Genomic DNA, 13,571 nt, shown 5'->3' with positions numbered 1-13,571 from the left:
AGTCAAGATAACGCCGGCCAACCCTCTGGCGTTGTGAAAACATCGCCAGCCCCCTATGCTCATTTGCTATAGCGTATGGAGTAGCCTTCCAGGATTGGCAAGCATGGATTTCCGGCAGCTCAGGACCTTCAGTTGCGTGGCGGAGCTCGGCAGCCTGTCCAAGGCCTCCGACACCTTGCGCGTGGCGCAGCCGGCGCTCTCCCGGCAGATCAAGCTCTTGGAACACGAGCTGCGCACCGAATTGTTCACCCGCAACGGCCGCGGCATGGTGCTGACCGAGGCCGGGCATTTGTTGCTGGCGCGCACCTCGGGCATCGTGCGGCAACTTGACCAGATCCGCGACGACATCCAGTCGGCCAAGGGGCCGCCGTCGGGCCAAGTCGTGCTCGGCCTGGTTCCGACCGTGAGCTGCGTGCTGTCCGCACGCTTCGCCCGGCGCTGCGTCGAAAAATTTCCCGGCATCTCGCTGCGCATCGTCGAGAGCTACAGCGGCCATCTCGTCGAATGGCTGCATCGCGGCGAGATGGATCTCGCCATCCTCTACGGCCGCTCGGCCGATCTGCATCTCAACGTGCAGAGCCTCGGGCGAGACAACATCGTCGCGGTCGGCCCGCGCGGCTGCGGTCTTGCGCGCAAGAAGAGCGTCGATATCGGCTGGCTGCTGCGGCAACGCCTGGTGCTGCCCAGTCATTCCCACGGCCTCCGCGCGCTGATCGAGCACGCGGCGGCCCAGCGCAAGATCAAGCTCAATGTCCAGCTCGAGGCGGATTCCTTCCGCGTGCTGACCAGCCTCGTCGAGGAGGGGCTCGGCTTCGCGCTGCTGCCGCCGTCGTCGGTCCATGGCGAGGTCGCGGACGGACGGCTGGAAACCACCGCCGTGTCCAGGCCGATGACGCGCGAGCTCATTTTCGCTTCTCCAATCGACCGCCCGGCCTCGACCGCGTCCCTCGCCGTCACCGCGCTCCTGCGCGAGGAAGTCGCCGCCTGCCGCAAGGAAGGCGTCTGGGACATCAAATTGAGTTAGATGCCGTGTGGTAGAACAGTCGGACGCCATCGTGCCTTCGCATCTGGCGCGAGCTGTCATGCCGAAATTTTATAGCTGGGCGCCAGCTCCTCATCCTGAGGAGCGCACGTCTGCCTCACCCTCGGTGTCATTGCCCGCGAAGGCGGGCAATCCAGTATTCCAGAGACGGCGCGGCTTGAACCGAGGAGCCGCGGCGTACTGGATGCCCCGGTCAAGCCGGGGCATGACAGTGGGGCCTACGCCGGAATCCGCACTGGAAGCGATTCATACCCCTTGATGAAGCTGGAATAGATCCGCTTGGGCTCGCCGACCACCTCGATGCGGTCGAACCGTTTCAGCATCTCCTCCCAGACGATCCGCAGCTGCAGCTCGGCGAGCCGCATGCCGACGCAGCGATGGATGCCGAAGCCGAACGAGAGGTGGGTGCGCGGGCGCGGCCGGTCGATGATGAAGTCGTTGGGGTTCTCGAACATCTCGTCGTCGCGGTTGCCGGAGACGTACCACATCACGACGCGGTCGCCCTTCTTGATGTGCTTGCCGCCGACCTCGGTATCCTGCAGCGCGGTGCGCCGCATATGCGCCAGCGGGGTCTGCCAGCGGATCACCTCCGGCACCATGGAATCGATCAGCTCCGGATTGGCGCGCAGCTTGTCGTACTGCTCGGGATTCTCGTTCAGCGCCAGCACCGAGCCGGTCATGGTGTTGCGCGTGGTGTCGTTGCCGCCGACGATGAGCAGGATGATGTTGCCCATGAGGTTGTCGGGGTCCATGTGGCGCGTGGCGTCGTTATGCGCCATCAGCGACAGCAAATCGTTGCGCGGGGCCGAGTTGACGCGCTCGTTCCACAGCTTGGACATGTAGGCGTAGCATTCGTCCATCTCGCGGCGGCGCTCATCGGCCGAGGCGACGATGCCGCTCTTGGGCAGCGCGGTCGAGACGTCGGACCAGCGCGTCAGCTTGCGCCGCTCCTCCCAGGGGAAGTCGAACAGCGTCGCCAGCATCTGCGTCGTCAGCTCGATCGAGACGCGCTCGACGAAGTTGAAGGTCTCGTTGCGCGGCAGATTGTCGAGCACGGTCTGCGAGCGCTGGCGGATCAGTTTTGCGAGTTCGTCCAGATGGGTCGGCGTGAACATCGGCGACACGGTCTTGCGCTGCGACGAATGCTTCGGTTGGTCCATCGCGATGAAGCTCGGCCAGTCGTAGCCTTCGGGCACGTCGCGGATCGAGATTCCGCCGAGCGTGGAGTCCGAGGAGAAGATGCCGTGGTTGGTGTCGACATGCATGATGTCGTTGTATTTCACCACCGACCAGTACGGCTCGATCGGCGCATTGGTGCAGTAATGCACCGGCTCTTCCCTGCGCAGCCGCTCGAACCACGGCCACAGCGTGTCGTCCTGGAACAGCCGTGGCGCGCCGGGGTGGAACTGCGCCAGCGGCGTCGCATAGGCCTCCTCGCGGGCCCTGCGCATGCGTTCGGCCTTGTCCACTTTAACCGGCGCTTGGATGTTCATGGTGGTGGCCTCCAGTTGGTTCTCTCCTTTACCTCGCCCCGCTTGCGGGGAGAGGTCGGATCGCATCGGTAGATGCGATCCGGGTGAGGGGGACTCTCCGCGATTCGGCTCTCACCGTTCCCGTGGAGACTCCCCCTCACCCCAACCCTCTCCCCGCAAGCGGGGCGAGGGGGTCTTACGTCACGCCGAAATCTTCACCGGCAAGGTCTCCAGTCCCTTCACGAAGCTCGAATAGACTCGCTTGGGCTCGCCGACCACATCAATATGGTCGAAGCGCTCGAGAATCTCTTCCCAAATAATCTTGAGCTGGAGTTCAGCAAGCCGCAAGCCGACGCAGCGGTGGATGCCGAAGCCGAAGGAGAGATGCGTGCGCGGGCGTGCGCGGTCGATGATGAAATCGTAGGGCTTTTCGATGGCCTCCTCGTCGCGGTTGCCCGAGACGTACCACATCACGACCTTGTCACCTTTCTTGATCTGCTTGCCGCGGAACTCGAAGTCGGCGAGCGCGGTACGGCGCATATGCGCAAGCGGTGTCTGCCAGCGGATCACCTCCGGCACGAAGCTGTCGAGCAGCGCGCGGTTCTCGCGCAGCTTGCGATACTGCTCCGGATGCTGGCTCAGCGCGAGAAGCGAGCCCGACATGGTGTTGCGCGTGGTGTCGTTGCCGCCGACGATCAGCAGGACGAGATTGCCGAGGAAGTTCTTGGCATCCATGTCGCGCGTCGCGGCGCCATGCGCCATCATCGAGAGCAGGTCGCTCTTCGGCGGCTGCTCGATACGCTCCTTCCAGAGCCGGGCGAAATAGCCGGCGCATTCGGTCAGCTCCGCCTGGCGCTCGTCCTCGGTCGCGACGAGGCCGTCCGGGCCGGGAATGGTGGTAGCGATGTCGGACCAGCGCGTCAGCTTGCGGCGGTCCTCCCAGGGGAAGTCGAACAGCACCGCCAGCATCTGCGTGGTGAGCTCGATCGAGACCCGGTCGACCCAGTCGAACACCTCGCCGCGGGGCAGATTGTCGAGGCACTCGGCCGAGCGCTTGCGGATGTTGAGGGCGAGATTGTCCAGATGCGTCGGCGTGAACATCGGGGCCACGGTCTTGCGCTGCGCGGCATGGCGCGGCGGGTCCATGGAGATGAAGCTCTCGCGGCGCAGATCCGGATCGATGTCGCGGATGGTGATGCCGCCGAGCGACGAAGCCGAGGAGAACACGGCGTGGTTCGTCTCGATCTCCATGATGTCGTTGTAGCGCGTCACCGACCAGTACGGCCCGAACATCGAGTCCTTGCAGTAGTGCACCGGATCTTCGCGGCGCAGGCGGTCGAAATACGGCCAGAACGTATCGGTCCTGAACAGTTCCGGATCGCCCGGATCGAATTGCTCCAGCGGCAATGACGATGCGCGTTCGCGAAGTGCGTCGAGATCGGACGCGCTCTCGATGGTCCCATGCATGACCGTTCTCCCTGGCATTCCCTTCCGCGCGCTGTTTTTATGAATTCTGCGCTGCGGTATTTGATTTGCAATTACAGCCGGTTGTCTGCGCCGGAGCAAGGGAGAGTTTTGCCACATCCAACCCTTGCGAGAGGACGGGTGCGCCGCCGGGATGGAGGCGCGCGTGGTCGGTAGTCCGGATCAAGCCAACAGGCCGGCATCCGCGAACGTGATCTCACGCACGCCGTTTGTCATGAAATCCTGTCAGAAATCGACCGGAATCGCGGTAAATCGAACCCGCCCATCTTGGGGGTCGACTAACCTCTGATCTATAAGTTTGACCACGACAGGTCCGCACCCCGAGGTTGCCGCCGTGAACGACATGCAATGGGTCCCCATTGGCTCCGAACCGCTCCCGCCGCCGCTGCCGCCGACGGGGGTGGACTTCACCGGCGACCGGTCCGAGTTCCGCAAAATGGTCACCAAGGGTGCCATGCTGGAGCTGGTCACCTTCGGGTTCTACCGGTTCTGGCTCGTCACCGACATCCGCCGTCATCTGTGGACGCACACCGCGGTTGACGGCGACGCCGCCGAATATACCGGCCGGGCAAAGGAGCTCCTGATCGGCTTCCTGTTCGCGCTCGCGATCCTGGTGCCGATCTATCTCGCCTATTTCCTTGTCGGCATCGAGTTCGAGCGCTGGCAGGGCTTTGCCTCGACCCCGCTGTTCATCAGCTTCTACGCCTTCGGCCAGTTCGCGATCTTTCGCGCGCGGCGCTACCGCCTGACGCGCACGGTGTGGCGCGGCGTGCGCTTCTGGATGGACGGTTCGGGCTGGGCCTATTCGTTCCGCGCCATGGCGTGGGGGCTGCTGGTGTTCCTGACGCTTGGCCTCGCGCTGCCCTGGCGCGCGGCCGCGCTGGAGCGCTACAAGATGCGGCACACCCATTACGGCGATTTGCGCGGCGATTTCGAAGGCGACGGCTGGACCTTTTTCAAGCGCGGCTGGTGGCTGTGGCTGCTCAGCCCGATCGCGATCCTCATCTTCCCGCTCGCCCCGTTCTTCTATGCCGAGTTCAAGGCGCGCGAATGGCGCTGGTGGCTGGACGGCATCCGCATCGGCGGCGTCAGCCTGTCCTCGGAACTGCCGCACGACGCCTTCTACGGCCTGTACTGGAAGGTGATCGGCTGGTGGATTTTGCTCTCGGTCATTTTCAGCGCCTATATGGGCGGCAGCGCAGTGCTCGTCTCCCAGCTCAGCGGCTTGTCGGCCGAGCAGATGTTCGAACCGGGCAACGGCGCCAAGGGCATCCCGATGGTGGTGGCGATGGTGGTCGGCTATTTCGCCGTGGCACTGGCGATCAACATCGTCATGCGGGTCTATCTTCAGCGCGATCTCTGGGCCAAGGTGCTGGAGACCGTCGAGGTGCACAACATCGCGGCCGCCGCGGATGTGCGCGGCAGCGGCGAGCTTGCCAGTGCGCTCGGCGAGGGCTTTGCCGACGGGCTTGATGTCGCGGGATTCTGAATCGTGAGTGATGTGTCCGCCGAGATTCCGGCGCAGTCCGCCAAGCCGACGATCTTCTTCGACGGTGTGTCGAGCCGCAAGCGCCAGGTGACGCTGGCGCTCGGTGATGCGCTCGAGATCGTGGAGGAGGGCGGAACGCCCGTCCGCTGGGACTATGCCGACATCCGCCGCGCCGACAGTCCGGCCGGCGTTTTGCGCCTTGCCTGCATGACCGCGCCGCCGCTGGCGCGGCTCGAAATCCGCGACGCCGCCCTGGCCGCGGACGTGACGGTCCACTGCATGCGGCTCGACGAGCACCAGACCTCGCGCCGCGGCGTCGCGAAGATCGTCGGCTGGTCGGTCGCGGCTGCCGTCTCCATTGTCTGCGTCGTGCTGTTCGGCGTGCCGCTCGCCGCCGACCGGCTCGCGCCGCTGGTGCCCAAGCCGATCGAGCGCCGCATCGGTGACGCCTCGGAAGTCCAGGTCAAAGCCATCTTCGGCGGCAAGGCCTGCGAAGACCCCGCCGGCAAGGCCGCGTTCACAAAACTCGTCAACAGCCTGCGCGATGCCGCCGGCCTCGACGATGATTCCATGACGGCGGGCGTGTTGCCGACCCCGGTGCCGAACGCATTCGCGCTGCCGGGCGGCAAGGTCTATTTGCTGCGGGGCCTGCTCGACAAGGCGCAAAGCCCCGACGAGATCGCCGGCATCCTCGCCCACGAGCTCGGCCATCTCAAGCATTACGACAACATGCGCGGCCTGATCTACAACGGCGGCACCTCGTTCCTGATCGGCCTGCTGTTCGGCGACGTCACCGGGTCATCAGCCGTGATCTTCGCCTCGCGCAGCGTGGTCGAAGCCTCCTATTCGCGCGAGGCCGAGACGGCCGCCGACACCTTCGCGATCGAGATCATGCACAAGCTCGGCCGTTCGCCGAAGCCGGCGGCCGAGCTGATGTTCCGCATCACCGGCAAGGAAGGCGGCTCCGCGCTCTCCACGATCCTCGCCAGCCACCCGCTGACCGAGGACCGCCTCGCCCGCATGACCAGGGAAGATCGCCCCGCCAGCGGCCCGCCGCTGCTGACGGACAAGGAGTGGCAGTCGCTGAAGCTGATCTGCGGCAGCGGGAAGATCTGAGGCGGAGCACGGCGCGAAGCTCGCATACAGCCATCCTTCGAGACGCCCGCCTTGCGGGCTCCTCAGGATGAGGACTGGGTGCGTGGCAGCAAGTTCACAGGCAAAGTGCTGCTGAGCCTCATCCTGAGGAGACCGCGCAGCGGTCGTCTCGAGGGACGAGGCGTTCGCTCAGGCCCCGCTGGGCCCGTAGGTGATAAACCCAGCCCACACGGGAGAGAGGCGAACCGCTTGCGTTGCCGCCTTACCGCGTGCCGTAGGCGCGGTCGCCGGCATCGCCGAGGCCCGGCACGATGAAGCCGTTGTCGTCGAGGCCTTCGTCCACCGCTGCGGTCCAGACCGGCACGTCCGGATGCAGTCCGCGCAGGCGCTCGAGTCCTTCCGGTGCCGCGATCAGGCAGGCGAGGCGGATGTCCTTGGCGCCGCGCTCCTTCAGCCGGTCGATGGCGGCGACGGCCGTGTTGGCGGTGGCGACGACAGGCGTCACCACGATGGCGAGGCGCTCGCTGAGATCCGACGGCGATTTGAAGAAATACTCGACCGCGGCAAAGCTGAGAGGCTCGCGGTAGAGCCCGATGTGGGCGACGCGCGCGGTCGGCACCAAATCCATCATGCCGTCGACAAAGGTGGTGCCGGCCCGCAACATCGGCACGAACACCAGCTTCTTGCCGGCGATCTTGGCCGAGTGCATCGTCGCCAGCGGCGTCTCGATGACGGTATCGGTGAGCGGCAGGTCCCGCGTCACCTCGTAGCAGAGGAGCATGCCGATCTCCTTGATCAGCTCGCGAAACGACTTTGTGGAGATCGATTTGTCCCGCACCAGCGTCAGCTTGTGCTGCACCAGCGGATGATCGACGATCGTGACGCCTTCCATGTAACGCTCCTAACGAAATGCGCGTTGGTTAAAATGCAACGAGCCGGCGCTTCTTCCTTCTCCCCTTGTGGGAGAAGGTGGCGCGAAGCGCCGGATGAGGGGTTTGTCTCCGCGCACTCAAGTGAGAGATGCCTTCGCGGATACAAACCCCTCACCCGGCTTCGCTGTCGCGAAGCCACCCTCTCCCGCAAGGGGGGAGGGTTTAGAAAACCGTACCGTCGCTGATCACCTTGAGCGGCGGCGAACCATCGGGTCGGCGCGCAAACGCGATGGCACGGCCGGCGGCCCAGGTGCCGCCTTCCAGAATGCTGGCGAGCGGCAATGTCTCCGGTGTGCGTCCGAGCTTGGCGCGAACCCGCTCGGCAAGCCGGTCCAGCAGCGCCACGGTGAGCGCACGCCATTCCACGACGAGCAGCGAATCCACCGCATGCGCGCGATCCGCATCCGCGGCATCGCGCAGGCGCAGCACTTCGTGATCGACGAACAGCCCGCCATTGCGATACTCCGCAAGCCCGGTCAGGCCGTCGATGTCGGTGATGGCAAATCCGGCGCGCTGCAGCGGCTCGATCAGCGAATAGCTCAGCCATTGCGACAGCTTGTGCAGCGGCACGAGCCCCGCGGTTGCGTCGTCCGCCTTGATTGCCGGATGGCGCCAGCAATCACCGAGCGGAACGCCCGCGAGCTCCAGCCGCGACGGCCAGATCGGTCCGAGCTGGTTCAGCACCGCCGACAGGATGGCGGGCGCAGCGACCGCACCGCCGACCGCTTGCGCCGCGATGTGATCGAACAGACCGCCGGGCCGCGGCGAGTCGTGCAGACCGAACACGTCCGCACGCTCCGAGACCAGCTTGCCCAGGCGCCGCAGCAGGTCGGTGCGGCCTTCGAGGCCGAGCAGCGGATTGGCATCGCTGACCTGAAAGGCGGAGGTGAGGGCGGTAAGGGGCAGCTTAGCGAGCACAGCCGCATCGGCCCTGAAGGGGCTGCGCGCATCGCCGGAGAACAGGCCGTTCGCGAACATGTCGAGGCTGGCAATCGCAAGCCCTTCGGACCTGCCGATGCTTTCGCCCGTCACGGCATCGCGGTATCGCCACGCAGCGCCCGCGCCGGCATCGAGCAGCACGCTGACGATGGCAAGGTCGAACTCGGCACGCGCCCGCGCGGCGCGGTCCGGCCATGTCGCGGCGTCCGCTAGCCGCGCCCAGCGATCGGCCCCGCCAAGCACAAAATGCCGCCAGCGCGCGTGGAAGGGAACGTCCAGCGTCGGATAGGCCTTTCGCGTCACGGTGAGCACGGCATCGGCCACGCCGTCCATGCGGTCGAGATCAACAGTGAAGTGGCTCAAGCCGCCGCCAAGCCCGATCTCGAGCATCTGCCCAGCACGCGCGCGGACCGCAGCTGCGCTGAGCAGCGAGCGGGCCTCTCTTTCCAAACCGTCAGTCATCGCGCGATCAGTATTTTTCCAGCGAGCGGCCGACCACGCCGTCCACATCCTTCTCGGGCGCGATGTCGGTCGAGTAGTAGCCGGCGGCCTTCTTCGCGGCGATCTCGACATAGGCGTCGGCGGGGATCAACTCCGGCGGGATCGGCACGCGCTCGACAATGTCGATGCCCTGCGAGGTCAGCGCGTCGTATTTCATGTCGCTCATCGACAGGAAGCGGTCGATGCGCTTCAGCCCGAGCCAGTGGATGGTATCGGGCATGAGCTGCTGGAAGCGCGCGTCCTGCACGCCGGCGACGCATTCGGTCCGCTCGAAATAGGCGGCGGCCGCGTCGCCGTCCTCCTGGCGCTTGCGCGCGTTGTAGACCAGGAATTTGGTGACCTCGCCGAGCGCGCGGCCCTCTTTCCGGTTGTAGACGACGAGCCCGAGCCCGCCCTCCTGCGCGCCGCGCGCGGATTCCTCGATGCCGTGGATGAGATAGGGCCGGCAGGTGCAGATGTCGGAGCCGAACACGTCGGAGCCGTTGCACTCGTCATGCACGCGGCAGGTGATCTTGGTGCGATGGTCCGGCAGCTTCGTCACATCGCCGAACATGTAGACGGTGGTGCCGCCGATCGGCGGCAGGAACACCTTCAGGTCGGGGCGCGTGACGAGCTCGGGGAACATGCCGGCGGTCTGCTCGAACAGCGTGCGGCGGAGTTCGGTCTCGTTGGTGCCGAAGCGCTCGGCAAGACCGGGCAGATACCAGACCGGATCGATCGCGATCTTCACCACCGAGACGCTGCCATTGGCATGGACGACGTCGCCGTCGGCGCGCAGTCGCTTGGCGGCCAGCGCCTCGCGGATCTCAGGCAGATCCAGCCGCGCCCGCGTCACCGCGATGCTCGGGCGGATGTCGACGCCCTCGGCGATCTCCTTGCCGAAATTCTCGGCGACGAGATGGCCCCAGGGATCGAGCGCGACGATCTTCGCGGGATCGCGCCATTGCTCGAACGGGCCGATGGTCGCGGCCGGAAAGGTGTTGGTGAGGTCGGGGCGGCGGATCGGATCGAGCGCGCCGGCGGAGACCGCAAGCGCCCGGTACATCGCGTAGGAGCCGCCATGGCTGCCGATCACGTTGCGATCCCCGGCGCGCGACACTGTGCCGATGATCGGCCCGCGGGCGCGCGCGTCAGCAGCGCCCCAGTGGATCGGGAAGGCGGCCTTCCGGCCCGGCTCCGGATGGGAGGTCAGGCGGATGTGGTCGGTACGGTTCGCGCGGCTCATGTCCAGGCTCCCAAAAAGCCAACGGCCCGCCGCTCGGACGGGCCTGGCTCACTTGCACCGCCAATGCCAGACATCGGCGACGCAAGCTCAATCCAACATATTGTAGCGGCCCTCGGCGACAGACAAGTTAATCGTGCCGGGCGGGCGCTCCGTGCCGGAGCCGGCAATGCCAGCACGCGAGGGTCCGTCCTGACTGGATCGTGGCCCCGGAACGTAGCCTATATCTATGTAATCATTTGTATTTTTGAAGGGGTGGGCGTCGCGTTTCGCCTAAGTCAGCTGCCGGTCGCCGTTCGGCGTCCGGATCACCGCGCGAAACGAAGGCACGGAGGCCCGGCTGAAACGAATCCGCGGGTCGTCCACAATGCCGGCCAGCGCCGCGCGGATCGCGTCCGCCTCGGGATGCAGGATCTCGAACGTCACCAGCGAACAGCCGAGATCGGCCATACGGGAAGCCGGGTGAGGGCCTTGCGGCCATTCGATCACGGTCGGGAACGCGCCATCGAACGGCATCGAGCCGTCGGGCGGAACCGAGATGAGCCATTCGAGATGGCCGCGTGTCACCGCAATCGCCGGCCGCGCCGCCTGCGGGATCTTCGCGAGCGCCGAGGTGATGTCGGAAGTGTCCACGACCCAGGTCATGAGCCTCGGCGAGGCCGCCAGCGTCGCATGTGTGCGCGGGTCGTCGAGCGCGAACCAGCGCGGCCGGGTCGGCGCAGGCGCCGACGGGTCCGGGGCGATGACTTCGAGGAACGACGTCTCGCTCAGTCGCAGCAGATGATTATGCGTCCCCATCAGTGGATGCGCGCCACCGGCCGGCGGCGCAATGCCGAGCGCGTCTTCGACATAGGCCACGCCCTCGGCGAGGTCGTTGGCGGCGACGGTGATGTGGTCGAGACGGAGCATGGTCAGCGGTCCAATTTCTTCTGAAGCTCTTCCAGGCTGTAGCCATAGCGCGCGACGAGGTCGGACCAGAAGCGGATATGCTTGAACCGGCTCAGCGGCACCCGGAAATCGGATGGAGCGTACTCTCGCTCGAAATAGTCATCGAGGTCCGTGCCGTAGTAGATCGTGTCGAAGCCGAAGACGGAAAAAACCGGGTTGCCCGCTTCGTGCGGCTCCTCGGGCAGGTATCGATGGGCGATCAAGGGAACCAGTTTGGGGGCGCGCGCGACAACATCTCGCACGACCTCCTTGCGCGCTTGCATATCGGAAGGCCTCTCTCCCCACTCCGGCCACCAGTGCGGATTGCGCTCGATGGAGGACAGCAGCATGGCGAGAGGAAAGTCGAGCGCTCGCCTGATGGCTGCCTCGTCGTTCCAGTCATGTCCTTCGACCGGACGCTTCTCCCTCAGGAGGGCGACCAGGTCAGGTGGAAAGATCAGGCCAAATCGCTCCTGGGCACGGTCCAGTTCATCCTGACTGTAGCCCTTGGTCCATTGAACCGTCATTGCCTGCCCGCATTCTCCCTGCGAAGAGATCGCCATCTTGCACAAATTGGCCGCGTTCACACCTCCAACAGGTAACTGGATAAAACCGTCATATTCAGACATATCGACGGGATCGGCTTTGTTCCGGAGACCCGCATGCCCACCGCCAGCTACATCGATCCCCGCAACGGCAAGCTCTATCCCCTCGACCAGCCGCGCTGGTGCTCGGACGAGCGCACGCCGCTGCTGGTGACGCCGGGGGCGGGGATCTCGCGCGACGACATCGACAGCGCGACGCGCTCGCTGTGGCGCTATCGGGCAGCGCTGCCGGTGGAGATCAAGGATCCGATTTCGCTCGGCGCGGGCTGTACGCCGCTTGCCCAGCAAAACTGGGGCGATTTGCGCCCGTTCTTCAAGCTGGAATGGTTCAACCCGACCGGCAGCTTCAAGGACCGCGGCTCGGCGGTGATGCTGTCCTTCCTCAGGCAGATCGGCGTCGGCGCCATCCTGGAGGATTCCTCCGGCAATGGCGGCTCGTCGATGGCGGGGCTGGGTGCCGCCGGCAACATGCGCGTGAAGATTTTGGCGCCGGCCTCGACATCGCCGGCGAAGATCGCGCAGGTGCGCGCTTACGGTGCCGAGGTGCAGCTCGTCGAAGGGCCGCGCGAGGAGTCGGAAGCGGAGGCCATCCGCCAGTCGAGCCAGACCTTTTATGCCAGCCACAATTGGCAGCCGTTCTTCCTCGAGGGCACCAAGTCTCTCGCCTACGAGATCTGGGAAGACCTCGGCTTCCGCGCGCCCGACAACGTCATCGTCCCCGTCGGCGCCGGCAGCAGCCTGCTCGGCTGCGCCTTCGGCTTCCGCGAGCTTTTGAAGGCCGGGCAGATTTCGAAGCTGCCGCGCCTGTTCGCGGCGCAGCCGCTCAATTGCTCGCCGATCGATGCGAGCTTCAAGGCCGGTGTCGATACGCCCGTCGCGCGCGAGGTCAGCAAGACCATCGCGGAGGGCACCGCGATCAAGAATCCGCTGCGCCTGCGCGAGATCATCGCCGCCCTGCGCGAGAGCGGCGGCGGCACCGTCGCGCTCGCCGAGGACGAGATCGTCGCGGCCTTGCGCCGTCTCGCGCGGCAGGGCCTGTTCGCCGAGCCGACCAGCGCGAGCGCCGCGGCCGCGCTGGAGAAGCTCTCCGCGGCCGGATCGATCAAGGCGAACGAGACTACGGTCGCGGTTCTCACCGGCACCGGCCTGAAGGCCGCGACCACGGTCGCCGATCTCGTGCAGTAGGATGGGTAGAGCGCAGCGAAACCCATCTTCTTTCTTCCTTCTCCCCTTGCGGGAGAAGGTGGCATAGGCGGCCTTTGGCCGCCGTTTTTGAGAACGCCGAAGCAAAGCTTCGGCTACGGCGCCGGATGAGGGGTATTTGTCCGCGCACTCGATGAGAGTTGAACGCGCGGAGACATACCCCTCACCCGTCTCGCCGCTGCGCGGCGAGCCACCCTCTCCCACAAGGGGCCTGTTGCGTAATTCGTCAGTTATGATTCCCTAGGCCAAGCCTTTGGGAGAGTGCTGATGGCGGTGAAGCAGACGGGACAGCCGAGCTTTGTGGACGTGCTGATGCCGAAGGGAGCCGGTGCCAATGCGGCGCTGGATCGGCTGTCAGGCYTGGTGAAGTGGTATCGGTTCGAGAAGCTGATCGGCCATTTGCGGGACGAGAAAGGACCCGGTCAGCCGGGATACCCGGTGTTGGTGCTGTTTCGGGCGCTGCTGTTGCAATCACTCTATGGTCTTTCGGAACGCGAGCTCGAGGAAGCGCTGGGCGACCGGCTCTCGTTCAAGCGTTTCGTCGGTCTGAGCCTTGAGGATGCGACGCCCGACCATACGGTTCTGAACCGCTTCCGGAACCAGCTCGTCGAACAGGGTCTTCTGGAGAAGTTATTTGGCGAGTTGGATCGCCAGCTTGA

Annotated in this window: 12 protein-coding genes; 5 read left to right on the top strand and 7 right to left on the bottom strand. The window is 65.4% G+C overall.

The window, feature by feature from the left end:
* Positions 1 to 103: 103 nt before the first annotated feature.
* A complete protein-coding gene (locus tag A7X65_RS34645; protein ID WP_063693901.1) occupies positions 104 to 1,024 on the top strand; it encodes a LysR substrate-binding domain-containing protein in 921 nt (306 codons plus the stop codon).
* 236 nt (positions 1,025 to 1,260) lie between these two features.
* On the opposite strand, the gene A7X65_RS34640 is transcribed toward A7X65_RS34645, so the two are convergent.
* Both A7X65_RS34640 and A7X65_RS34635 read right to left on the bottom strand, forming a co-directional pair.
* Positions 1,261 to 2,535 carry a cytochrome P450 gene (locus A7X65_RS34640; RefSeq protein ID WP_063693900.1) on the bottom strand — a complete coding sequence of 425 codons (1,275 nt, stop codon included), beginning with the start codon at positions 2,533 to 2,535 and terminating at the stop codon, positions 1,261 to 1,263.
* 180 nt (positions 2,536 to 2,715) lie between these two features.
* Positions 2,716 to 3,981 (bottom strand): cytochrome P450, encoded by a 1,266-nt coding sequence (locus tag A7X65_RS34635; RefSeq protein ID WP_063693899.1) that lies wholly within the window; start codon positions 3,979 to 3,981, stop codon positions 2,716 to 2,718.
* Positions 3,982 to 4,342: 361 nt separating this feature from the next.
* Between A7X65_RS34635 and A7X65_RS34630 the strand changes: the two genes are divergently transcribed.
* Both A7X65_RS34630 and A7X65_RS34625 read left to right on the top strand, forming a co-directional pair.
* Entirely contained in the window at positions 4,343 to 5,488 is a 1,146-nt protein-coding gene (locus tag A7X65_RS34630; protein WP_245324044.1) for a YjgN family protein, read from the top strand.
* 3 nt (positions 5,489 to 5,491) lie between these two features.
* On the top strand, positions 5,492 to 6,604 hold the full coding sequence (locus A7X65_RS34625; protein ID WP_063693898.1) for a M48 family metallopeptidase: 1,113 nt from the start codon (positions 5,492 to 5,494) through the stop codon (positions 6,602 to 6,604).
* A 241-nt stretch (positions 6,605 to 6,845) separates the two neighbouring features.
* Here the strand turns inward: A7X65_RS34625 and upp are convergent, their stop codons facing one another.
* The 5 genes from upp to A7X65_RS34600 form a co-directional block, all read right to left on the bottom strand.
* A complete protein-coding gene (gene upp / locus A7X65_RS34620) occupies positions 6,846 to 7,475 on the bottom strand; it encodes a uracil phosphoribosyltransferase (protein ID WP_063693897.1) in 630 nt (209 codons plus the stop codon).
* Positions 7,476 to 7,677: 202 nt separating this feature from the next.
* Positions 7,678 to 8,916: a URC4/urg3 family protein gene (locus A7X65_RS34615; protein WP_063693896.1), complete on the bottom strand. Its 1,239-nt coding sequence runs from the start codon at positions 8,914 to 8,916 to the stop codon at positions 7,678 to 7,680.
* A gap of 7 nt (positions 8,917 to 8,923) precedes the next feature.
* Positions 8,924 to 10,180, bottom strand: coding sequence for a GTP cyclohydrolase II (locus A7X65_RS34610; protein ID WP_063693895.1), 1,257 nt, complete (start codon positions 10,178 to 10,180; stop codon positions 8,924 to 8,926).
* Between the two features lie 270 nt (positions 10,181 to 10,450).
* Positions 10,451 to 11,086, bottom strand: coding sequence for a VOC family protein (locus A7X65_RS34605; RefSeq protein WP_063693894.1), 636 nt, complete (start codon positions 11,084 to 11,086; stop codon positions 10,451 to 10,453).
* Between the two features lie 2 nt (positions 11,087 to 11,088).
* On the bottom strand, positions 11,089 to 11,733 hold the full coding sequence (locus tag A7X65_RS34600) for a hypothetical protein (protein ID WP_245324033.1): 645 nt from the start codon (positions 11,731 to 11,733) through the stop codon (positions 11,089 to 11,091).
* Between the two features lie 33 nt (positions 11,734 to 11,766).
* Here A7X65_RS34600 and A7X65_RS34595 point away from each other — a divergent pair, with 33 nt between their 5' ends.
* Positions 11,767 to 12,894: a threonine synthase gene (locus A7X65_RS34595; RefSeq protein WP_063693893.1), complete on the top strand. Its 1,128-nt coding sequence runs from the start codon at positions 11,767 to 11,769 to the stop codon at positions 12,892 to 12,894.
* Positions 12,895 to 13,179: 285 nt separating this feature from the next.
* The coding region (locus tag A7X65_RS34590; RefSeq protein ID WP_167358329.1) for a transposase at positions 13,180 to 13,571 on the top strand (392 nt) is incomplete at its 3' end.

Origin of the sequence: Bradyrhizobium stylosanthis (assembly GCF_001641335.1) — a bacterium.
Classification (GTDB): domain Bacteria; phylum Pseudomonadota; class Alphaproteobacteria; order Rhizobiales; family Xanthobacteraceae; genus Bradyrhizobium; species Bradyrhizobium stylosanthis.
This window is presented reverse-complemented; position numbering and strand designations above follow the sequence as displayed.

Excerpts from the sequence above, each read along its gene's own strand:
- A7X65_RS34595 (WP_063693893.1), top strand. The coding sequence starts at position 11,767 with ATGCCCACCGCCAGCTACATCGATCCCCGCAACGGCAAGCTCTATCCC.
- A7X65_RS34615 (WP_063693896.1), bottom strand. The coding sequence starts at position 8,916 with ATGACTGACGGTTTGGAAAGAGAGGCCCGCTCGCTGCTCAGCGCAGCT.
- A7X65_RS34600 (WP_245324033.1), bottom strand. The coding sequence starts at position 11,733 with ATGTCTGAATATGACGGTTTTATCCAGTTACCTGTTGGAGGTGTGAAC.
- A7X65_RS34605 (WP_063693894.1), bottom strand. The coding sequence starts at position 11,086 with ATGCTCCGTCTCGACCACATCACCGTCGCCGCCAACGACCTCGCCGAG.
- A7X65_RS34610 (WP_063693895.1), bottom strand. The coding sequence starts at position 10,180 with ATGAGCCGCGCGAACCGTACCGACCACATCCGCCTGACCTCCCATCCG.
- A7X65_RS34640 (WP_063693900.1), bottom strand. The coding sequence starts at position 2,535 with ATGAACATCCAAGCGCCGGTTAAAGTGGACAAGGCCGAACGCATGCGC.
- upp (WP_063693897.1), bottom strand. The coding sequence starts at position 7,475 with ATGGAAGGCGTCACGATCGTCGATCATCCGCTGGTGCAGCACAAGCTG.
- A7X65_RS34645 (WP_063693901.1), top strand. The coding sequence starts at position 104 with ATGGATTTCCGGCAGCTCAGGACCTTCAGTTGCGTGGCGGAGCTCGGC.
- A7X65_RS34635 (WP_063693899.1), bottom strand. The coding sequence starts at position 3,981 with ATGCATGGGACCATCGAGAGCGCGTCCGATCTCGACGCACTTCGCGAA.
- A7X65_RS34630 (WP_245324044.1), top strand. The coding sequence starts at position 4,343 with ATGCAATGGGTCCCCATTGGCTCCGAACCGCTCCCGCCGCCGCTGCCG.